We start from the raw sequence: 21,128 nt of genomic DNA on the forward strand, positions 1-21,128 counted from the left end.
GGTGCTCACGGCGCTGCATAATTTCGCCACCGACCAATCTGATGGCTCCACCCCGGCGGAACGCTTCTTTGGACAACCTCATCCGCCTTTGTTTGAGCAAGTGCTTGAACGCATGCCTTGGCCGGCTTGGCCGGCTCGACGACGACCTCGACCGGCAAAGCGCCCCTACCTGATGCCTGTGGCGGCTTAGCAACAATGGACCAAGGCATGATCAAGGCCTCACTGAAGACAGAATTAATTCAGATGAGTTTATCGGCTTCCTTGATCAGATTATTGAGCAGCATGATCGACCCATTTTCTTGATTGTTGATAGAGCGTCATTTCATCTATCAAGAAAAGTTCGAATCTTCGTTTGGCATCATCGTGAGCAAATTCGACTCTTTTATCTGCCTGCTTACAGCCCAGAATTAAACCCAGATGAGCATGTTTGGGAAGAGATTAAAGACAAACAGCTTGGCCGAAAGTCAATCAAAAATAAAAGTAATTTGAAAGAGCGTTTACATGCTGCTCTAGAAAATCTGAAGGCTAATGCAAATCGGATAATATCGTTTTTTCACCTACCTGAGACGCAATATGCTGCTGAATAATAATGTCTGGATATCATATTTAGTGGCTATATCATCTTCAGGCAAAGATGCTAATCCATGGTCTGGGTAAATTAGTTCAGCCCTTGAATCATGCCTCCCAAATTGACCTACGGCGTACTCAGTGACGCGCCACAAACTTGGTTCTTTGCAGCATGAACAGAACGATTCATAAAAAAAGCTACTGCGTTCTCGTGAATACAGCTCATCCCACTGCATGTGTGCATAAGTTCCACATAAAGGGCAGTAAAATGCCTCAAGTTTAAATTCTGGCGTGGTGAATTTCATAATTTCCCTTGATGCTTCGTGATGCTTAACGCCGTGCTCTTGGGCAAGCCTAAGCGTAGCGTAGGCTTGTCCCTAGCAGCACTTTGTTAGCTTACTTTGATGGCACTGGACCCTTCTTCTTGTTGATCCCCTTTGTCAATTTTCTGATCTTTTTTAGCTTTTCCACAAACATATTCTCAATTACGTGATCAAGTAGCTCAAAGGCATCTAGAACATTGTGTGCGTTGAGGGAGGACGTGTGACTCCCTGCGTTACCGAGCCATTTAACAGCTAGCATAGTTTCTGCCAATTGAGCATCTTTGGCTTTGAACAACTCGATTCTCCGGTGAAGAGAAAGAGCCTTTCGCTTCCCAGACGTGGTTATTTGAGTTTTTTTGACTTTTTTGTGAGTTAGAATTAACTCCAATGCGGTCCTAATTCGGTTTGCGCTAGCTGATAAATCCGTCCAAAACAATGAACTTGCTGATTTCAATTCTACTTTGACGTCATCAGGACACTCGTCCGCGATTGGTATGATCTGGATAGCAGGCTGGAAGTAGGTTGGTTGTAATGCACTCTCTAAGCACCAACCGTATTCATCATCATAAACTTCCACTACTTCTGTTTTTCCCACAGAGAAAACGTGCTCTCCACAGTGAATACACTGAAAAAGTGCCGAATAGTTCTCTTCTGTCCAATCCGGCTCCCAATCTTCATGCCCGTGATACGACAACGAACGTACTGTTTCTTTTATAAGAAGCGATTTCGGAACAAGCTTTAGCGACCCTTCGATGCAGCTTGGACACCGCCACGCGGGCAAAGAAGTTCTGCTAAAAGGGCCTGTATAACGATCTCTTTTCAATCTATATGCCTCGTTTGATGTTGAGCTAACCAGTAATTGTGTGGTTTCCGGATAACTTACCACGGGATATACGGGTTGACAAACCGGGCTTGAAAGGAGTCCTGCTGCGGTATATCCTGCAGATTTGCATGTTATCCCGCATTACGCCAGGACAATGCTTCAAACGCCCCCCCACATCGCAAGTCGTTTCGACGCTGCCCTGTCGGCGGCGGGCGTCGATCAGCACCACCAGCCACATTTCCGGCGGTGGCTCCGGTTCTACTTGGATTTTTGCCACAAGTACGGCAAGGATCCGGCGAATGCCGTCAGTCTCGACGCGTTTGAGGAGAAGCTGAAGTGTAAAGGGCAGGCGCCATGGATGAGGCGGCAGGCCGGCGAAGCGGTCGCCCTGTTCTGGTCGTTGCGCGAGGAGGGTGCGGCACGCGACCCCGCAGTCGCGACACCGGTTCCCAGCGGGTTCGTCAATGGCTCCGGTCCTGCGCCGGTCGGCCCAGGCCCGAATTCTGGCGTTCGGAGTAGCGCTCAGGCGCGTGCGGCAGCGCCCTCGATTGCGCCAAGCGTGCCATCAGCCGCCGGCCAAGCAAGCCTGCGGCGACAGGTTGCGGATCAGGATGCGCCGCCGCCGACGAGCCCGAAGCGCGGAGAACGCCCATCGGGGGCTGCCATATTGAATTGGCCGAACGTGTACAACGGCCTGGAAGAGGCGATCAAGGTCAGGCACTACTCTGCGAAGACCCTGAAGTCTTACCGAGCTTGGACGCGGAAGCTGCATGCGTACGTCCAGAACCGCGCGCCGGATACTCTGTCGACAGAAGACGTCAAGGCATTCCTGACCTTCCTTGCCGTGGAGAAGCAGGTCTCGCCATCGAGCCAGAACCAGGCGTTCAATGCGCTGTTGTTCCTGTTCCGCCATGTCTTGGGGAAGGATTTCGGCCAGGTCGAGGGCGTGGTTCGGGCCAAGCGCAAGCCGTACATCCCGGTGGTGTTGTCGCGGCAGGAAGTGGACCGGCTTATCGGTGCCTTGGGCTATCCCTATGATCTGGTAGCGAAGTTGCTCTACGGGTGTGGGTTGCGTCTGTTCGAGTGCCTGAAGCTGCGTGTGCAGGACGTTAATATGGACATGATGGTGCTGACCGTTTCATGACGGCAAAGGAAAAAAGGATCGCACGGTGCCGTTGCCACGGGTGCTGCGCACGGAGATTGAGCTGCAGTTCGAGCAGGTGGCGTGCGTCCACCGAGAGGACTTGGCTGCCGGGCAAGCGTCGGCAAGCTCGCTCGCAGCCCATTACCTGCTCCACCCTTGCAGCGGCCATCTGAGCTAGACTAGCGCGCTTATCCTTAGCCTGCCCGATTTTGCCTCTTGGAGAACCTCTGATGTCCGATAAAGCGCCCTGGATCACCTATCGCCCAGAGCTTAAAGTGCTCGACTGTACTGTGCGCGATGGGGGCCTGATCAACGCGCACCAGTTCAGTGATCAATTTGTCACCGCCGTTTATCAAGCCTGTCTCGCCGCTGGCGTGGACTACATGGAAATCGGCTACAAGAATTCCAAAAAGATCTTCCCCAAGGCGCAGTTTGGTGCCTGGCGCCATTGCGACGAGGAAGACATGCGCCGCGTGGTGGGCGACCATGACAGCGCGACCACTGGCATGAAGCTCGCCGCCATGGCCGATGCCGGCAAGAGCGACTGGAAAACCGAGCTGCTGCCCGCCCAGGACAGCGTGCTGGATGTGATTCGCATCGCCTTTTATGCCCATCAGGTCTCGGAAGCCACCGAGATGATCGCCCACGCGCATGAACTCGGCTATGAGACCACCGCCAACCTGATGGCGGTGTCGAATATCACTGAGTCGGAAATCGATACCGTGCTCGAAGCCATTGCCCCCACCCCGGCCTCGACCATGGTGATTGTTGACAGCTTTGGCTATCTGTATCGCGAGCAGATCGATCGGCTGTATCACAAATACGCAGCGGCCATGGCTGACAGCCACAAGGAGATCGGGATTCACGCCCACAATAACCTGCAACTGGCCTTCGCCAACACCATTGAGGCGATCATTCTCGGCTGCAATCGCGTTGATGCCACCATTTTCGGCATGGGGCGTGGTGCTGGCAATTGCCATACTGAGTTATTGCTGGGCTTTTTGCGCAACCCGAAGTTCAATGTGCGCCCGATCATTGAGGTGATCCAGCATCAGATTATCCCACTGCGCGAGACCATCGAGTGGGGGCCGCTGCTGCCGTACAACATTACCGGGCAGCTCAACCAGCATCCGCGCTCAGCCATTGAGTGGCGTGCCGGCCCCAGCGCGGATGATTTCCTGGCGTTTTATGACAAGGTGGTGGCCGATATCTGATCCATCAGCGATTGCTGATCGGGGTCATTGGTAGAACTGAATTGCGGGTCAAGCGTCAGTTTCGCAATACTGCAATGATGCCTACCAACATCATAAACTCAGCCATGGCTCTGGGATGAGGACTTCGTGATGCGCGTGTTCAACAGCATTCACTTCAATCATGTGCGCGGCGATCTGTTCGGCGGCGTCACCGCCGCCGTGGTCGCGCTGCCGATGGCGCTCGCCTTTGGCGTCGCCTCCGGCGCAGGCGCCGAGGCCGGCCTTTACGGGGCCGTGCTGGTTGGCCTCTTTGCCGCCCTGTTCGGCGGTACTCCAACGCTGATCTCGGAACCGACCGGCCCCATGACGGTGGTCATGACGGCTGTCATCACCAGCACTCTGGCCGCCAACCCGGACGGCGGCCTGGCGTTGGCCTTTACCACTGTCATGCTGGCCGGCCTGTTTCAAATTCTGTTCGGACTGCTCAAGCTCGGGCGCTATGTCACCATGATGCCCTATACGGTCATCTCGGGCTTCATGTCGGGCATCGGCTTTATTCTGATTATCCTGCAACTGCCGGTGCTGCTGGGTCATGCAACACCGAGCGGCGGAGTGCTCAGCTCTCTGCAAGCTCTGCCCGAACTGGCCGCCACCTTTAAGCCCGATGAAGTGCTGCTCGGCGGCGTTGCCCTGGCCATTTTGCTGCTGATGCCCAAGCGCTGGCGCCGCCTGCTGCCGCCGCAGTTACTCGCCCTGGTGGTTGGCACTCTGGTGGCGGTCTTTCTGATCGGCACCGGCGATTACCGGGAAATCGGCGCCATTCCCGCCGGTCTGCCATCACTGCATCTGCCAACCCTGACCCCCGAGCTATGGCAGCACATCTTCGTCGATGCGCTGGTACTGGCGATGCTCGGCTCCATCGACGCCCTGCTGACCTCGGTGATCGCTGACAGTCTGACCCGCACCCAGCATGACTCGGACAAAGAACTCATCGGCCAGGGCCTGGGCAATCTGGCCTCAGGACTGTTTGGCGGCCTGCCCGGCGCGGGTGCGACCATGGGAACCGTAGTCAACATCCAGACCGGTGCGCACTCCGCCCTGTCCGGACTGACCCGGGCAGTCATTCTGGCAGTCGTGGTGCTCTGGGCCAGCGGTCTGGTGTCAATCATTCCGCTGGCCGTGCTGGCTGGCATCGCCATCAAGGTGGGTCTGGATATCGTCGATTGGGGCTTTCTGCGCCGCGCACATCAAGTGTCACTGCGCGGGGCTCTGATTATGTATGGCGTCATCGCCCTGACCGTCTTTGTGGATCTGATCACCGCTGTTGGCATCGGACTCTTCGTTGCCAATATCCTCACCATTCGCCGCCTGGCGGATTTGCAATCCGAAGGCGTGCGACTGTTTGGCGGTGGGGCCAATGCGGCTGAAATGGATTGCCCCAAGGCGACGGCGGAAGAGAAAAAGATCATCGGCGATCCGGACAATGGCATCGCGTTGTTGTGCCTAAGCGGTCCACTGATCTTTGGTGCCGCCAAGGCCATCACTCGCCAGCAAACCGAGCTCGCCAATGCGCGCAGCCTGATTTTGGATCTGACCGATGTGCCACACATCGGCGTGACCAGCTCACTAGCCATTGAAGCCACAGTGAGTGATGCCGCCGCACATGGCTGCCGGGTGTATTTTGCCGGTGTTCAGCCCGCCACGCGCAAGCGGTTTGAGAATCTGGGCCTGCTGAAATTGGTGCCGGAGCAGAACTGGATCGCCGCACGTTCCGATGCACTCAAGACTGCGATTGCTGACCGCGCCGGGCAGCGCGCTCCGGAGGCCAACACCACCACCTGAGAGCGATCACAGATATCCGCTCGCAGGTATCCAATCAAAGCTATATGGGCACAAAAAAGCCGATGCGAACAATGGCTCGCATCGGCTTTTTTTAACCTCCCGATCAGCGTTCCGACTTGGGGTCTGACTCGGGAAGTGCTCGCTGTCTTTAAGCGGTCATGGCGCGCAAACGGGCATTAAGCCGGCTTTTGTGCCGGGCGGCCTTGTTGCCGTGAATCAGCCCCTTGTTGGCCGCGCGATCAATCACGGGCACAGCGGATTGATAGGCAGCGGTGGCCGCGTCCTTGTCGCCAGCTCCGATGGCTTTCAGAACCTTTTTTAATGCGGTGCGAAACTGGCTGCGCTGCGCGGCATTGCGCTGGCGATGCGTCTCGGCCTGACGGGCGCGTTTGCGGGCTTGAGCGGAATTAGCCAAAGGAGTCCTCTCTGCGATGGTTGCTAGGTTTTGCAATCAGGTTAGCCTAGCAATGCTAAGCTAAAGAGGTTTTTCTGTCAAATACTGCCGATGCCTCAGCCCGAACCATCCGCCTCTCTTGCCAAGCCAGTAGCCCGGATTGGCGGCGCCACCCTGGTGTCGCGCCTGCTGGGCTTTGCGCGTGATTTATTGATCGCGCGCATCTTTGGCGCCACTCAGGCCACCGATGCCTTTTTCGTCGCCTTCCGGATCCCCAATCTGATGCGGCGACTCTTTGCCGAGGGCGCCTTTGCCGCCACCCTGGTGCCGATACTGACGCATGTCAGCCACGAGGATCCACACCAGGCGCGCACCCGCGCCCTGATCGGAGACTTTGCCGGCTCACTGAGCGCCCTGTTGTTGCTGCTCAGCGCCCTGGGTCTGGTTGCCGCTCCCGTGCTGGTGCTACTGCTGGCGCCAGGTTTCAGCGCCGATGCGTCACAACAACAACTCAGCATCGCGCTGGTGCGCCTGACGCTGCCCTACCTGTGGTTTGTCGGACTCACAGCCCTGGCTGGAGCCGTGCTCAATACCTTCGAGCACTTTGCCATCCCCGCCATCACCCCAGCGCTGCTCAATCTATCCCTGATTGGCTGCATGCTGCTGCTTGCGCCGCACCTCGAACAGCCCATTTTTGCGCTCGCCTGGGGGGTTCTGCTCGGTGGTATCGCGCAGCTGGCGTTGCAGCTGATGGCGCTAGCGCGCATGCAGTTGCTGGTCATCCCGCGTGTCAACTGGCAGCATCCGGCCTGGCAGGGGTTTCTGCGCGCCCTGGGTCCGACCCTGATTGGCATGTCGGTGACTCAGATCAATCTGCTACTGGATACCCTGCTGGCCTCTCTGCTGATCACCGGCAGCATTTCCTGGCTCTACTATGCCGAGCGCCTGATGGATTTTCCGCTCGGCATTCTGGGTGCCGCACTGGGCACCGCCATTCTGCCGCGCCTGTCGCGCACCCATCGTTGCGGAGACACGCAGGATTTCACCACCACGCTTGACTGGGCGTTGCGCTGGGTACTGGTGCTGGGTCTGCCGGCGGCGGCCGGGCTGCTGGTGCTGGCCGAGCCGGTCATCACCACGCTGTTTTACTCGGATCAGTTTAATGCAGCCGATGTGCGCGCCGCGCGCAGTGCCCTGATGGCGTATGCACTGGGCCTGCCGGGGTTTCTGGCGTTCAAGATCATCGTACCCAGCTTTTTCAGCCGCGCCGACCGGCGCACACCGCTGCGCATTGGTTTGCTCACCATCGCACTCAATCTGCTGCTGGGCCTACTGCTGATGGGACCACTCGGCCAAGCCGGTCTGGCACTGGCCACCTCACTCGCCGCCAGCGGCGGGGCCATTCTGCTGCTGCGCGCTCTGCGACCTGCGCCTGGTGCCCACCAGCTCAAACCCGGCTGGCCTGCACTGCTGGCGCGCGTGCTGCTCAGCACCCTAATGATGGGCGCTGTGCTCGGCTGGCTGGGCGCGCATCCCTTCTTTGAGCCACTCTCAGCCTCGGGGGCCATTGCGCCTGATGCTGAGAATCGCGCATTCGCCGCACAAATCGCCCTGCTCAGCACGCTCATTCTCACTGGAGCCCTGAGCTACGGTGCCTTTTTTCTGACACTCGGCGGGCGCCTGAGGCAGTTATTCCCCTAACCCGGCCCCCTGATCAGTCAGCCGGAGGCAGACCTGCCTTGCCTTTGCCCACGACCCCGACTAAGCTTCAACAATAGTATTGAAGCACTTGGATTTTATGGTATTGCCATTTCAGCAACCTTGATATCCATTGTCCATCATCATGCGAAAACCACCTTCCAGCAACCAGTTAGGAACCACTGCCATGTTGTCGCATCAGCCAATACACCGTTTCCGTTTCTCACTTTTGATTCCACTGCTGATGCTGGTAGTCGGTCCTGCGCTGGCAGCCGACGGACTGAACAATGTCTTCTGGTTTCGCAGTGACAACACAAAGGGGAATTTCTATACCATCAGCCCGGAGGAAAGAAACCAGGTCTTTGAGTTTTATCGCGATAGCTGGAACTACCAGGGCGCAGTTTGGGCGGCTTATTCGGTGCCGCCGGATACCGATGCCAAGCCAGTCTATCGCTTCTATAGCGAGAACCCAACAGAGTATTTATTCACGATTAGCGAAAACCAGAAAAATCGCCTCATCGCCAATGGGCGCGGCTGGATCTACGATGGCATTGCCTGGTATGCCTATGATTACCCGCGCGCCGATACAGTGCCAATCTATCTGGTAAACCTGGGCCTCCGGAACGAGCGCATCTATACACTCGACAGCCCTGAATTGCGCGATGTGCTGGCACGTTCTCTGGCGAATACCGTGACAGGGATCGCTTGGTACGCCTATGTCCCGAATCCCTACATCGACCCCGTCCCCATGGCGCCGGTCACCGGGGGCTGCTTCGATCTGGGCTACCAGGGCAATGGCACGCCCTGGGTCTGTGTTGATGATTTTCAAATGGGTCGCTATGAAGTCACCCAGGCACTTTGGGAAGCCATCATGGGTGAAGATCCGGCACGTTGGTTCTACGCCTGCGACGACTGCCCAGTTGAGAATGTCACTTGGCACGAAGCCCAGGACTTTGTTGAACGACTCAACCAAGTCACCCACCGCGCTTACCGACTGCCGACCGAGGCCGAGTGGGAATACGCCTGCCGCAGCGGCGGACTTGCTCAGACCTACTGCGGCGGCGAGGATATCGACGCCCTGGCTTGGTATGCGGTCAATGCTGGCGGCTATCCGCACGAGGTCGGACGCAAGGCGCCGAATGGCCTGGGGCTTTACGACATGAGCGGAAATGTGGTGGAGTGGACCTGTTCGAACTTCCAGGCCGGTTACCTGGATGCAGCGGTGGAATGCGGCCTGTCGGTGAGTCAGGGCTATCGGGTGGTGCGCGGCGGCTCCTGGGATCAGGAAGCAGCCGCGAGCAGCTCGACCGCGCGACTCGGCCTGACACCGGCCACTCAGTCACCCAGCATCGGCTTGCGACTTGCCCACGACTAATTCTCCATGCGCCTGATCCGCGGTCTTCACAACTTGCGTGCCGGCGACCGCGGCTGTGTCGCGACCATTGGCAATTTTGACGGCGTGCATGCGGGGCATCGCGCGGTCTTCCGGCATCTGATCGAACAGGGGCGCCGACATCGGCTGCCGGCCACTGTGATTACCTTTGAGCCGCAGCCGCTGGAGTTTTTTTCCCCCCGGCAGGCGCCGGCGCGACTGACGCGGCTGCGCGAGAAGGCACGGATCATGGCCGAAGATGGCATTGAACAGCTGCTGGTGCTGCGCTTCGATCAGGCGCTCGCCGCGCTTGACCCCGAGGCCTTCGTCACTCGCCTACTGGTCGAGGGACTGGAGGTGCGCTATCTGCTGGTGGGCGATGATTTTCGTTTTGGCCGCCAGCGTGCCGGCGACTTCGAGCAACTGCGCCAACTTGGCGCGCGCTTCGCCTTTGACGTTGACAGTCTGGCAACCGTGCGCACTGACAATGAGCGCATCAGCAGCACCCGGGTGCGCGCGGCCCTGGCCGCCGGTGATCTGGACCAGGCGCGACAGCTGCTTGGGCGCCCCTATTGCCTGCACGGCCGGGTTGCGCATGGAGATCAGCGTGGCCGCACGCTCGGCTTCCCGACTGCGAATCTGCGCCTGCACCGCCATGCCACACCTATTAGCGGTGTCTATGCCGTACTGGTGCACGGTTTAACGCCGCAGCCGCTAACAGGCGTCGCCAACGTCGGCAACCGCCCGACGGTGGATGGCCTTGACAGCCGCCTGGAAGTGCATCTGTTCGATTTCGATCAGGACATCTATGGCGCACACATCCGGGTGGAATTTTGCGCCCGGTTGCGCGATGAACAAAAGTTTCCCTCGCTCGCCGCACTGTGCGAACAAATCAGCCGCGACAGCGTGGCGGCCCGAGCGGTGTTTGAGCCTCTTCACTCTTAAGGATAGCGACCCAGTGACTCAGTCTGATACCGACTATAAAAAAACCCTGAATCTTCCCAGCACCGGCTTTCCCATGAAGGCCAACCTGGCCCAGCGCGAGCCGGAGATACTCAAACGCTGGGAGCAGACTGATCTCTATGGACAGATCCGTGCCGCACGCGCCGGAGCCACGCCTTTCATTCTGCACGATGGCCCACCCTATGCCAACGGTACCATCCATATCGGCCATGCGGTGAACAAAATCCTCAAGGACATCATCGTCAAGTCGCGCACCCTGGATGGTTTTGATGCGCCCTATGTGCCAGGCTGGGACTGCCATGGCCTGCCGATTGAGTTACAGGTCGAGAAGAAAAAGGGCAAGCCAGGTCAGCGCATCAGTGCCGCGCAGTTTCGTGATGCCTGTCGGGACTATGCCACCAAACAGGTCGAGGGCCAACGCGAAGACTTCAAGCGCCTGGGCGTGCTCGGTGACTGGGCACATCCTTATCGCACCATGGACTATGCCTTCGAGGCCAACATCGTGCGCGCGCTCGGGCGCATCATCGACGCCGGCCATCTGCACAAGGGCGCCAAGCCGGTGCATTGGTGCATTGATTGCGGCTCGGCTTTGGCTGAGGCTGAGGTGGAATACGCCGAGAAGGAATCTATCGCCATCGACGTGCGCTTTCGGGTGCAGGAAGAAGACGCCCTGTTCGCGCGCTGCCACTCGGTGCCGGGCGGACATGGCGAGGGGCCGATGTCGGTGGTAATCTGGACCACCACCCCCTGGACACTACCAGCCAATCAGGCCGTGGCGCTGAACCCGGAACTCGAGTATGCGCTGGTGCAGGTCGAGGATGGCCCTGGCGGCACCCCTGGTGGGCATGAGCGACTGCTGATCGCCGATGGGCTGATCAAGGACACCATGGATCGCTGGGATATCCCGCATTATCGCGTCATCGCCTATGCGCGCGGCGACGCCTTCGAGGGACTCAAGCTCGCGCATCCTTTCTATGAACGCGAAGTGCCCATTATCCTTGGTGAGCATGTGACCCTTGATGCCGGCACCGGTGCTGTGCACACCGCACCCGGGCATGGCCTGGAGGACTATCTGGTCGGCAATCGCTACAAATTGCGCGTGGATAATCCGGTTGGCGGCGATGGTCGCTTCATTCCCGGCACGCCATTGCTGGCCGGCGAAAATGTCTTCGACGCCAATGCGCAAGTGGTCGAAATCCTCAAGGCGCGGGGCGCTCTGATGCGCGCGGCGCGTTTCAGTCACAGCTATCCGCATTGCTGGCGGCATAAGACGCCGGTGATCTTTCGCGCCACGCCGCAATGGTTCATCGGTATGGAGCAGCACGAGCTGCGCACAGCAGCGCTCCAGGCTATCGACGCGGTTAACTGGCTGCCGGACTGGGGCCAGTCGCGCATTGCCGGCATGGTCGCCAACCGACCGGACTGGTGCATCTCGCGTCAGCGCACCTGGGGTGTGCCGATTACGCTGCTCGTTCACAAGGAGACCAATGCCCTGCATCCGCGCACTCAGGCATTGATCGAGACGGTCGCCGCGCGCATTGAACAGAGCGGTATCAATGCCTGGTTTGAGCTACAACCGGCCGACCTACTGCCCGCTGAAGAGGCGGCAGACTATGTCAAGGTCACCGACACCCTGGATGTCTGGTTCGACTCCGGCGTTACCCATGCCTGCGTGCTCGAACCCCGCGCGGACTTGAGCGCCCCGGCCGATCTCTATCTGGAAGGCTCCGACCAGCATCGCGGCTGGTTTCAGTCCTCGCTGCTGACCTCTATCGCTATGAACGGTCGTGCGCCTTATAAGACAGTGCTGACGCACGGCTTTACGGTCGATCAGCAGGGGCGCAAGATGTCGAAGTCGCTCGGCAATGTGGTCAGCCCGCAGCAGGTGGTCAAGACCCTGGGCGCCGACATCATTCGCCTGTGGGTGGCGGCCACTGACTATCGCGGCGAAATAAGCGTCTCGGATGAAATCCTCAAGCGCACCGCCGATGCCTATCGGCGCATCCGCAACACCGCGCGCTTTCTGCTGGCCAATCTCAACGGCTTCGACCCAGCCACTGATCTGGTGGCGCCTGAGCGGATGATCGCGCTCGACCGCTGGGCGGTGTCACGTGCACTGGACTTGCAGCACGACATTGTCGCCGCTTATCAGGACTATCAGTTCCACCTGATCTACCACCGCATCCATAACTTCTGTGTGGTGGACATGGGCAGCTTTTATCTGGATGTCATCAAGGACCGCCAGTACACCACCCCGGCGGACAGCTTGGCGCGACGCTCCTGCCAGAGCGCCATGTATCACATCATCGAAGCCATGAGCCGCTGGCTGGCGCCCATTCTCAGCTTCACCGCCGATGAGATCTGGCAGCATCTGCCAGGCCAGCACGAGGCGAGTCTGTTCACCGCGCATTGGTACGAAGGGCTCTTTGCGCTCGATGCCAGTGATCCATTGGATGCGGCGGCCTGGAATCGGCTGCTTGAGTGCCGCGCAGCGGTCGGCAAGGCGCTGGAGGCCGCGCGCAACCAGGGGCAGATCGGCGCCGCGCTGGATGCCCAGGTCGAGCTGTATTGCGAACCCGAGCTGCTGGAGATTCTGAGCCGCTTGGGCGCTGAGCTGCGCTTTTTGTTCATTACCTCGGAGGCCCGCGCATTGCCGCTGACCGAGGCCCCGGAGGACAGCCACGCGCCCATGGACGGCCTGCGACTGCTGGTGCAGCCGAGTACGGATCCCAAATGCGTGCGTTGCTGGCATCATCGCCCCGATGTCGGCCAGCATGCCGAGCATCCACAGCTGTGCGGGCGCTGCGTTGAGAATCTGTCCGGAGCCGGCGAGACCCGGCACTTCGCCTGATGCGCTTCGGCTCCATGTTCAAACGCCTGCCCCCGCATGCCGCCTGGTTGTGGCTGTCGGCCCTGGTGATTCTGCTCGATCAGCTCAGCAAGTGGTTCGCCGGGCAGAATCTGCCTCTGCATGAACCAGTGGCACTCCTGCCGCTGCTGAACCTCACCCTGATGCACAACGAGGGCGCTGCCTTCAGCCTGCTCGCTGACGCCGGCGGCTGGCAGCGCTGGCTGTTCGCCAGCTTCGCGATCCTGGTCACCCTGGTGCTGAGCCTGTGGTTGCTGCGTCTTGAGTCAGGCGAGCACTTCACGGCGGCTGGCTTGGCGTTGTTAATCGGCGGAGCCATCGGCAATCTGATTGACCGACTCAGTACCGGGCGGGTGGTCGATTTTATTGATGTCTACTATGGTCAGTGGCATTGGCCCGCCTTCAACATCGCCGACAGCGCCATTACCCTGGGCGTTGCACTACTGCTGATTGAAACACTCAGGGCTGGGCGCCACGCCGCCTGACACCGGATGTCTTAACGCACCTGCCCGACCCAGGCCGATCACAGCCCACTCCCGATCAACCACCGAGTGCTTGCCATGAAAATAGCCATCCTGTCCCGCAATGCCAACCTCTACTCCACCCGCCGCATCCTTGAGGCTGCGCGCACTCGCGGCCACGAAGCACGGGTGATCGATGTATTGCGCTGTTATATGAATATCACCTCGCACGCACCTTCCATCCACTACAAGGGCGAATCTCTATCCGGCTTCGATGCCGTGATCCCCCGCATTGGTGCCTCGGTTACCTTCTACGGCACCGCCGTGCTGCGCCAGTTCGAGATGATGAACGTCTATCCGCTCAATGAATCCGTCGCCATCACCCGCGCACGCGATAAGCTGCGTTCCCTGCAGCTGCTGTCGCGCAAGGGCATTGGCCTGCCGGTGACCGGCTTCGCGCATGCCCCGGATGATGTGCAGGATTTGATCAAAATGGTTGGTGGCGCCCCCCTGGTCATCAAACTGCTGGAAGGCACCCAGGGCATCGGCGTGGTGCTGGCCGAAACTCAGCAGGCCGCCGAGAGTGTAATCGAGGCCTTCATGGGGCTGCGGGTCAATATTCTGGTACAGGAATACATTAAAGAATCACGCGGCACCGATATTCGCTGCTTCGTCATCGGCGACAAGGTAGTCGCCGCCATGAAGCGTCAGGCCAAGGAGGGCGAATTTCGCTCCAACCTGCATCGCGGTGGCAGCGCCAATTTGATTCGCATCACCCCCGAGGAACGCTCCACTGCCGTGCGCGCCGCACGCATCATCGGGTTGAACGTGGCCGGTGTGGATATTTTGCGCTCCAACCATGGCCCGCTGGTGATGGAGGTTAACTCATCTCCCGGCCTGGAAGGCATTGAGGCGGCAACTAACAAGGACATCGCCGGTATGATTATTGATTTTCTGGTCAAGGATGCCCTGGCTGGCACAACGCGCACCCGCGGCAAGGGCTGAATCCAAAGCGAACGTCAGCCGACCCCGGAGGGGTGCTCAGCCAGGTGCAAGCTCACGCAACTGATCAAGCAACACTTCGCTGACCTCGAAGGTGCTAATCGCCGCCTCGGCACCAGCCTCCAGCATGTCGTCAATCCAGGGCGGCTGGGGATGATCCAACAGCCCAATGACCCGAACCTGGCTCCAGCGGGCGCGAATCATGCGCGTGGCGGTGGGGCCATCGAGATCGGGCAGGCTGTAATCCATGACCACCACATCGGGTTGTACGCGCTGCACCAGTTCAATAACTTCAAATCCATCCCCAGCTTCCCCAATGACTTGCAGGTCGGGCTCATCGTTGAGCAGGGTTGCCAGCGCCTGGCGCATCAGGACATGAGCATCCGCGAGTAGAATGCGCCGCTTGGATGAAGCGGCAGCGAAAGCCGGGCGTTGTCCAGGCATGCCATGCGCCACCGCTGAGGCTGCATTTGGGCTTGGGCTGAGACTGGCACCTGGAGTCGCAACCGGAAACGGACTGGACGTATCATCGCCCTCAGCCAAGGGCACCCGTAACGCGATGCAAGTGCCTCGGCGGCCAGTGCCACTGGCCATGATCAGAGTGCCACCGAGCCAACTGAGGCGCTCGCAAATCGCCAGCAGGCCCAGACCCGCTTCAGTATCAAGAGGACCGAATCCACAGCCATCGTCGGTGAGCCGCAGCACGACCTGAGCCCCCTGGGCGTGGTGTTCAATCCCCAAGGTCAGAGTCACCCGCTGCGCCGATGCGTGCTTAACCACATTCACTAACAGCTCCCGGACCGACTCAAACAGCAGGATTCGGGTGTTCTCGCACGCGAAGCGCAGCTCCTGCTCAAGCTGCAAATCAATCGTCACGTCCTCGCGCGACTGTATGGACTGCACTAACCAGGCCAAGGCTGCACCAAAGCGCCCCTGATGCAGCAGCGGCGGCGTCAGCTCGGCGGTGAGTGTACGACCGGTAGTGATCGCCTGATCGATCAGGCTCCTGGCGCGCGCCACTGTCTCCCGCGCCAGACCTTCGAGCTCGGTGAGTGTCTCCAGTTGGAACTTGACCGCCACCATGTCCTGCTGCAAGTGATCATGCAGCTGCCGGCTAATGCGCAGGCGTGCCCGCTGCTCGGTCAGCGTCTGTTGCACGCTCAGGCGCGCGAGTTGCTCAGCGCGGGTGCGCAACGAATCGGCGCCCTGATGTCAGCGCCGCCAGTCGATCTCGAACTGGCAGGCCTCAGCCCCCTGGGCCTGACACTCAGTCTCGCGCACATGCGCGGCTGGACTCACTAGGGTTTGACACAGACGCTCAAAGGCGCCGGTATAGAAATCACACAGCGGCCGATCCGCCTGAGCATCGCGACACATGGGACAGTTCGCAATGGAGACCCGCACCGGGCGCCCCATGGTAAATCCATAGTGACCACTGCCCACGAAGGTCCAGGCATTTTTGGCCACTGCGCTCAGTAACATGCGGCATGCCGGACCCGGCGGCAGCCATTTCAGCAGGCGCTGCGCGGGTTTGGGAATCCGATGGGCGAGCAAATAATCTCCGGTCCGCTGCCCGGCATCGTGCGACACGGCGGCAGCGGCATCGGGCGCGAGTTCGGCACGCAACGCCTGCTGCAGAGCGATGACCTCAAGCTCCGGCACCATCTGCGAAGGCGCCGTTTGCAGATAATGCGACAACCCGGCCGTGGCAAAAACCCGCCCTGCAGTCTCAGCGCTCTGCAACGCTGCCAAAGCCTCGCCAACGCGTATGATGGCGTTGGGTCCGATGCGTGGGACATCCGCTTCAGATGTCTCCTGACCCGATGATGATGTAAAACTCACAATGACCTCGAAAAATGCCAGCGCGCCCGATCCCAGGCGAAGTAGGCCTCGTGCTCCGTGCACAGATGCCGCAGCAAGTAACGACCGGTCGGGGTAATGCGCAACCGACTGGCATCGACATCAACCAACCCATCACTGGCATAAGCGGCCAGACGCCGGTATTCCTCGTCGAAGCACCCTTCAGCCAGTTCCAGCGGCAACTCAAGATTGCAGATTAGATGACCGATAGCCTCACGGCGGCGCCGGTCAGTGGTGTTAAGCTGATAACCGCGGGCCACCGGGAGCTGCCCCTGTTCGATTTTAGCCTTCCAAGTGGCCAGATTCTGTTCGTTCTGCACGCAGCGCCCCTGCACCTCGCCAGCCGCACCAGTGCCAAGACCAATGATATTGTTGGTGCTCATAACAGTATAGCCTAGGCAGTTGCGTGTCAGGCGGCCCTCATCCTGCGCCATGGCCAGCTCATCGGTATCCAGCACGAAGGTATCCAGCCCGACCCACACATAGCCGGAAGCCATAAAGGTTTTCACCGCCTGCTCGAACAACCGCTGCCGCTGCATGTCATCGGGCAGCTGATGAATATCGATGGCATGCTGATGCGCCGCAAGACTGTTGCCGCGCGAATAGCCGAAACAGGCCACCCGATCCGGCGCCATCTCCACGACGGCATCCAGGGTGGCCTTAAAACTCTCGGCGGTTTGCTCTGGCAGTCCGTAGATGAGATCAAAGCCGATGGAATCGAAACCCACTTCACGCGCCATCCAGTAGACATCGCGCACCAGGTCGATGGACTGAATGCGTCCGATCGAACGCTGCACCCGAGGTTCCAGATCCTGCACGCCGAAGGTGATGCGTGTAAATCCCAGTGCACGCAGCAGCTCCAACTGCCCGGCGGAGGCGCGACGCGGGTCACATTCGATGGAGGCTTCGGTTTCCGGCAGAATGCGGAAACGGCTGTCAACCAGCTCGACCAGGCGGGTGAGCTGTGCGTCATTGAGGTAGTTGGGCGTGCCGCCAGCGACGTGCAATTGCAGCACATCCCGTCCCGTCGCCACGGCCGCAGCGACCATGTTGATTTCGCGCTCAAGCGCATCAAGGTAGCTGTCGATACGCTGACTATTGTGCGTCACCGTTGTATTGCAGCCGCAATACAGGCAACGTCCAGGGCAGAAGGGAATATGCAGATACAGGGCGAGGGTTGCGTCTGGATGCTGACCAATGCCGTTTAAGGCTTGGCGGTAATCCTCTTCGGTAAAGTTTTCCGACCAGACATCGGGCGCAGGAACCGGCATACCGGGGCGATCAAAACGGCTAAATCGCGTCAGCAAATCCGGCGAGATATCAACTGACATGATGCTTGTCATAGGCCTGCCACCCCGCCGTGATGCTGTGGCCGCCCCACAAAGGCTGGCGACCGCAGAAGACTCGGTGCCCGAGCATGAATGAAAAGCGATGCACCGGTCGGTCGTGCACTTTTCATGTCGCGCTGATTGGCTGCCAACGGGTTCTGAGCCTGAACCGGCAAGATATGCATACGGCGCCTCCCAAGCTTCTTCGCAAGTGAAAGGGTAAAATCCACCGCAGAATGAATTTGTTGGCAACATTCCAACGGCGATGCTATAGATATTAGCTTAAACCTGTCGCCACTGCTTTGCCAAATTGGAACCCGAGAATTTTACCGCCGAACACAAAACACCAGCTAACCGCCAGTTATCAATAATTGATCTCAACAATCCCGTCTAAGCACAGGTTCATGAACAGATGCCACTGAGGGTGGAGGCTTGGAATCTTTATTCACATCAGCGGTGCCATTGGGCTCAAAGACCCAATCCCACAAGGCCGCATCCGCCACCGGCAGCACTAGAAACCAATGTTCGAGAATCGCCAGCGCCAATAGACTGGCCGCCAGCACAGCAGCCTGCGCAGTAAAACTCTCGGGCGGAAAATCCAGTGCATGTTCGATCAGCAGTGCCATAACCACGGTTGCCGCAGTCACCGACACCGGAAACAGCAAATTCATCGGCCGTTTGGCCAGATAACTGGTCAAAAAGCGCAAATGCGCTGGCAGCCAGTCCTCGTTTAGATTCGGCACGCCAAAAAACAAATTAAGCTTGGCACTCCAGCGCATCCACCAGAGCACCGCAAAGGTCCAGGCTGCAGCCTGATTCTCTTGGCCCCAAGTCAGGGCAAATAACAGCAAGCCGATGGCAACAACCGCCAGCTCATGATAGAGACTGGTCTGAATCGCCAGCCAGAAGCGCCGTCGGCCACGGCTGCCGGGAGGACAGGGCGCCTTGCGCGGTCCGGTGATAGCACCCATGAAATAGGTCATTTCCAGCCAGCCCCAGATCAGCACACCGCTGGTAAAGCCAAGATAGGCACCCAGCATATCCACCCGCTCGGCGATCCCAACAACCGTGGTTACAGAGGCAAGCCCCACCAGGGAAGCACCAAACAGGCTCCAGCGATAAGTAGACGGCGGCAGGCGATCCAGGAACAGGATGACTCCCGTACTGAACCACCATAAAAAGAGTGCATAGAGAATTGCGAGCGCGAGGCTCAGCATCTGAGAAACGGCACTGAATTAATGTGTCGTGCCCGGCTGCGCTGGTACACTGGGTGCACTGGCGACCGGAACTGCGGCATCTTCCTGGGTCGCGTCCAGCAGCTCACGAAAGGCCGCTTGATTATCGACCCCGTAGGCGCGCAAGTCGTAGTGTTCGCCGGTAACCGGATCCTCCAGCAGTAGACGACCATCGACACGCAAAGACACGATATAGGGACGGTCAATGTCAGCTTCGCTGACCTTGCGATGATGCCCCAGACCACGCAGCACGCCAAAGATAAAGCCGTCATCGTTCGCATCCAGCGTGGCGATGCGCCCTCCATCGGCAATCACTTCAATGGTCTTAGGGTCGATTTCCCGAAAATAGAGTTCGCGATCAACCGCCACAGCAGCAAATTCAGTCTCGCTCTTGCCAATGCCCGTCAGACGCACGAAGGCGGCCAGAGCAATAGTGAAGCTGATCAGAATCGCCGCACCAATGAGCACGGGACGCGGAAAGGGGCGTCCCTCGAATGGGTCGCTCAAGCGTTATACCTCATGTTGCGCCGCCTGCTCAGGAGGCGGATGTCGTCGCCAGAGACTCGCCTGCGGGTGCGGCGGTACTGGAATCCTGATGACCCGACGCTTGATCAGCTGCCTGCTCCTTTTGGAGACTTGACTCCTCATCGGCAGCTGCTTTCAGCGCTTCGGCCAGCAACTCGGCAACCTGTTCAACCTCAGGCAGCGCACGCAGCATCGGCTGTACTTTGGAGAAGTGCCATGGCCTGACATTGGGCCACATAATCAGGTAACTGACCTTTTGCTTGGAGATCAGCGCCAGAGGAATATCGCCTGAACCGTCATCATAGACGCGCAGGCCGGCGCTTTCGATGCTTTTAAATGGCAGATTCACTGCCACCGGCACCACCATGCCAAAGCGAATCACCACCCGCCGGCTCGTGATGCTGTAAATCGTTGAACGTGCATAAAGCCAAGCGAGCAACGACAGAATCGAACCTGCCGCCAGCGCCAGAATTCCAAGCCAGAGGGCGGAGCCCACAGCCATTGCCAGACCTTCGCCTTCGGCCAGGATAAATCCCGCCCGCAGCAGAATCACCAAACCAAAATACAGCAAAACCAAGCGAACATGAAAAGCTCGCTTGGCCAGGGGCACCCACAGTGGGGCACCCTGCCAAAGCAGCTCCTCCCCCTCGGGGAGGAGCCCAGGCAAGCCGGGAATCGGCTCGACTTCGAACTCACTCACAGAAAGGGCTCCGCCCGATCCGGAGTGGCGTACAGGGTGCCGCCGCCATAGTAAGCGGTGACCTTGTCTTCTTCGGCCAGGCTGATCTGGTCATAGTTGGACAGGGTCGGGGCATCGTTGAAATGTCCGCCATTGATGGAGCGAACTTTCACTTCCTTCTTTTTGCCTTTCACCACACACATGTTAATCGGCACCAGCACTTTCTTCTTGTTGCTGGTTTCCAATTGCAGGTAGCGCACCTGAGGCTCAGCCCGATCAACCCAGATCTCGGTTACCTTGCCACCAACCGCGCCATCGGCACCGATCACGGTCATACCACGCGGATCAGGATCACGCTCCACGACATGGAAGTGCTTGGCGACACGCAGCGGAACGATGCGCGGCTCACCGGCATGGGTCAGATCCGGTTTGTTGGAACGCACGGCATAGGAGCCCGGGCCAACACCAGCCGTCATTGGGTTGCCAACCGGTTGGAAGGGAGCACCAGGGAAGTTCTCAACTGGTTCCAGCTTGTAGTCGTACTGCGGACGATCCGGGCTGGGCTTCACCACTTCACCACCATTGTGCGGCAGCGTGAAGGTCTTGGGCTTGGGCAGCGGCGGGAAACCCTCCATCATTTTGATTTTGCCGAACATGCGCTGGGATTCAACAGGATAGCCCTCACGCTTGTCCTCGCGACGGATGTAGTAAACAACACCAAAGAAAAAGAACCAGAACACCCACAGCGTCAGCTGCGCGACGTCTATATATTGTGTAATGTAACCAGATGGCATGCAGAGATCCTCCGTTAACAGAGTTGACTTAAGATAGCGACAGGATCACGCTCGTG

Annotated in this window: 20 protein-coding genes; 11 read left to right on the forward strand and 9 right to left on the reverse strand. The window is 58.9% G+C overall.

Annotated elements, in window-relative coordinates; genetic code table 11:
* Together CKO36_RS19370 and CKO36_RS00005 are read left to right on the forward strand one after the other, a co-directional pair.
* Positions 1 to 190 (forward strand): DUF6399 domain-containing protein (locus CKO36_RS19370; protein ID WP_242469280.1); only part of this gene is annotated, 190 nt, incomplete at its 5' end.
* Positions 177 to 587, forward strand: coding sequence for a transposase (locus CKO36_RS00005; RefSeq protein WP_200279175.1), 411 nt, complete (start codon positions 177 to 179; stop codon positions 585 to 587). The genes CKO36_RS19370 and CKO36_RS00005, both read left to right, overlap by 14 nt.
* 376 nt (positions 588 to 963) lie before the next feature.
* Here CKO36_RS00005 and CKO36_RS00010 read toward each other — a convergent pair whose 3' ends face one another.
* On the reverse strand, positions 964 to 1,713 hold the full coding sequence (locus CKO36_RS00010) for a DUF4145 domain-containing protein (RefSeq protein WP_200278896.1): 750 nt from the start codon (positions 1,711 to 1,713) through the stop codon (positions 964 to 966).
* Between the two features lie 154 nt (positions 1,714 to 1,867).
* Here CKO36_RS00010 and CKO36_RS00015 point away from each other — a divergent pair, with 154 nt between their 5' ends.
* From CKO36_RS00015 to CKO36_RS00025, 3 genes are all read left to right on the forward strand, one after another.
* Positions 1,868 to 2,857: a tyrosine-type recombinase/integrase gene (locus CKO36_RS00015; RefSeq protein WP_200278898.1), complete on the forward strand. Its 990-nt coding sequence runs from the start codon at positions 1,868 to 1,870 to the stop codon at positions 2,855 to 2,857.
* Positions 2,858 to 3,087: 230 nt separating this feature from the next.
* On the forward strand, positions 3,088 to 4,071 hold the full coding sequence (locus tag CKO36_RS00020) for an aldolase catalytic domain-containing protein (RefSeq protein ID WP_200278900.1): 984 nt from the start codon (positions 3,088 to 3,090) through the stop codon (positions 4,069 to 4,071).
* A 129-nt stretch (positions 4,072 to 4,200) separates the two neighbouring features.
* Positions 4,201 to 5,892, forward strand: coding sequence for a SulP family inorganic anion transporter (locus CKO36_RS00025; protein WP_200278902.1), 1,692 nt, complete (start codon positions 4,201 to 4,203; stop codon positions 5,890 to 5,892).
* Positions 5,893 to 6,040: 148 nt separating this feature from the next.
* On the opposite strand, the gene rpsT is transcribed toward CKO36_RS00025, so the two are convergent.
* Positions 6,041 to 6,307, reverse strand: coding sequence for a 30S ribosomal protein S20 (gene rpsT / locus CKO36_RS00030; protein ID WP_200278904.1), 267 nt, complete (start codon positions 6,305 to 6,307; stop codon positions 6,041 to 6,043).
* 90 nt (positions 6,308 to 6,397) lie between these two features.
* On the opposite strand from rpsT, the gene murJ reads away from it, so the two are divergent.
* The 6 genes from murJ to rimK all read left to right on the forward strand — a co-directional run bounded on the left by murJ (position 6,398) and on the right by rimK (position 14,654).
* Positions 6,398 to 7,987: a murein biosynthesis integral membrane protein MurJ gene (gene murJ / locus CKO36_RS00035; protein ID WP_200278906.1), complete on the forward strand. Its 1,590-nt coding sequence runs from the start codon at positions 6,398 to 6,400 to the stop codon at positions 7,985 to 7,987.
* Between the two features lie 184 nt (positions 7,988 to 8,171).
* The gene (locus CKO36_RS00040; protein WP_200278908.1) at positions 8,172 to 9,359 is read left to right on the forward strand and encodes an SUMF1/EgtB/PvdO family nonheme iron enzyme; all 1,188 of its coding nucleotides are present in this window, start codon (positions 8,172 to 8,174) and stop codon (positions 9,357 to 9,359) included.
* A 6-nt stretch (positions 9,360 to 9,365) separates the two neighbouring features.
* Positions 9,366 to 10,301, forward strand: coding sequence for a bifunctional riboflavin kinase/FAD synthetase (gene ribF / locus CKO36_RS00045; protein ID WP_200278910.1), 936 nt, complete (start codon positions 9,366 to 9,368; stop codon positions 10,299 to 10,301).
* 73 nt (positions 10,302 to 10,374) lie between these two features.
* On the forward strand, positions 10,375 to 13,170 hold the full coding sequence (ileS, locus tag CKO36_RS00050) for an isoleucine--tRNA ligase (protein WP_242469290.1): 2,796 nt from the start codon (positions 10,375 to 10,377) through the stop codon (positions 13,168 to 13,170).
* Positions 13,170 to 13,673: a signal peptidase II gene (gene lspA, locus CKO36_RS00055; RefSeq protein WP_200278914.1), complete on the forward strand. Its 504-nt coding sequence runs from the start codon at positions 13,170 to 13,172 to the stop codon at positions 13,671 to 13,673. Before ileS ends, lspA begins: the two co-directional genes overlap by 1 nt.
* A gap of 75 nt (positions 13,674 to 13,748) precedes the next feature.
* Positions 13,749 to 14,654: a 30S ribosomal protein S6--L-glutamate ligase gene (rimK, locus tag CKO36_RS00060; protein ID WP_200278916.1), complete on the forward strand. Its 906-nt coding sequence runs from the start codon at positions 13,749 to 13,751 to the stop codon at positions 14,652 to 14,654.
* 36 nt (positions 14,655 to 14,690) lie between these two features.
* Here rimK and CKO36_RS00065 read toward each other — a convergent pair whose 3' ends face one another.
* The 7 genes from CKO36_RS00065 to puhA all read right to left on the reverse strand — a co-directional run bounded on the left by CKO36_RS00065 (position 14,691) and on the right by puhA (position 21,072).
* Positions 14,691 to 15,845 carry an ATP-binding response regulator gene (locus tag CKO36_RS00065; RefSeq protein WP_200278918.1) on the reverse strand — a complete coding sequence of 385 codons (1,155 nt, stop codon included), beginning with the start codon at positions 15,843 to 15,845 and terminating at the stop codon, positions 14,691 to 14,693.
* Between the two features lie 18 nt (positions 15,846 to 15,863).
* Positions 15,864 to 16,493 (reverse strand): bacteriochlorophyll 4-vinyl reductase, encoded by a 630-nt coding sequence (gene bchJ, locus CKO36_RS00070; protein WP_200278920.1) that lies wholly within the window; start codon positions 16,491 to 16,493, stop codon positions 15,864 to 15,866.
* Positions 16,490 to 17,842 (reverse strand): oxygen-independent coproporphyrinogen III oxidase, encoded by a 1,353-nt coding sequence (hemN, locus tag CKO36_RS00075; RefSeq protein WP_242469281.1) that lies wholly within the window; start codon positions 17,840 to 17,842, stop codon positions 16,490 to 16,492. Before hemN ends, bchJ begins: the two co-directional genes overlap by 4 nt.
* 374 nt (positions 17,843 to 18,216) lie before the next feature.
* The gene (puhE, locus tag CKO36_RS00080; RefSeq protein WP_200278924.1) at positions 18,217 to 19,056 is read right to left on the reverse strand and encodes a putative photosynthetic complex assembly protein PuhE; all 840 of its coding nucleotides are present in this window, start codon (positions 19,054 to 19,056) and stop codon (positions 18,217 to 18,219) included.
* 18 nt (positions 19,057 to 19,074) lie between these two features.
* Positions 19,075 to 19,581, reverse strand: coding sequence for a photosynthetic complex assembly protein PuhC (gene puhC / locus CKO36_RS00085; protein ID WP_200278925.1), 507 nt, complete (start codon positions 19,579 to 19,581; stop codon positions 19,075 to 19,077).
* A 28-nt stretch (positions 19,582 to 19,609) separates the two neighbouring features.
* The gene (gene puhB / locus CKO36_RS00090) at positions 19,610 to 20,299 is read right to left on the reverse strand and encodes a photosynthetic complex putative assembly protein PuhB (protein ID WP_200278926.1); all 690 of its coding nucleotides are present in this window, start codon (positions 20,297 to 20,299) and stop codon (positions 19,610 to 19,612) included.
* Positions 20,296 to 21,072, reverse strand: coding sequence for a photosynthetic reaction center subunit H (gene puhA / locus CKO36_RS00095; protein ID WP_200278927.1), 777 nt, complete (start codon positions 21,070 to 21,072; stop codon positions 20,296 to 20,298). The genes puhB and puhA overlap by 4 nt, the downstream gene beginning before the upstream one ends.
* Positions 21,073 to 21,128 lie beyond the last annotated feature (56 nt).

The sequence above is a fragment of the Rhabdochromatium marinum genome, assembly GCF_016583795.1.
GTDB lineage: Bacteria > Pseudomonadota > Gammaproteobacteria > Chromatiales > Chromatiaceae > Rhabdochromatium > Rhabdochromatium marinum.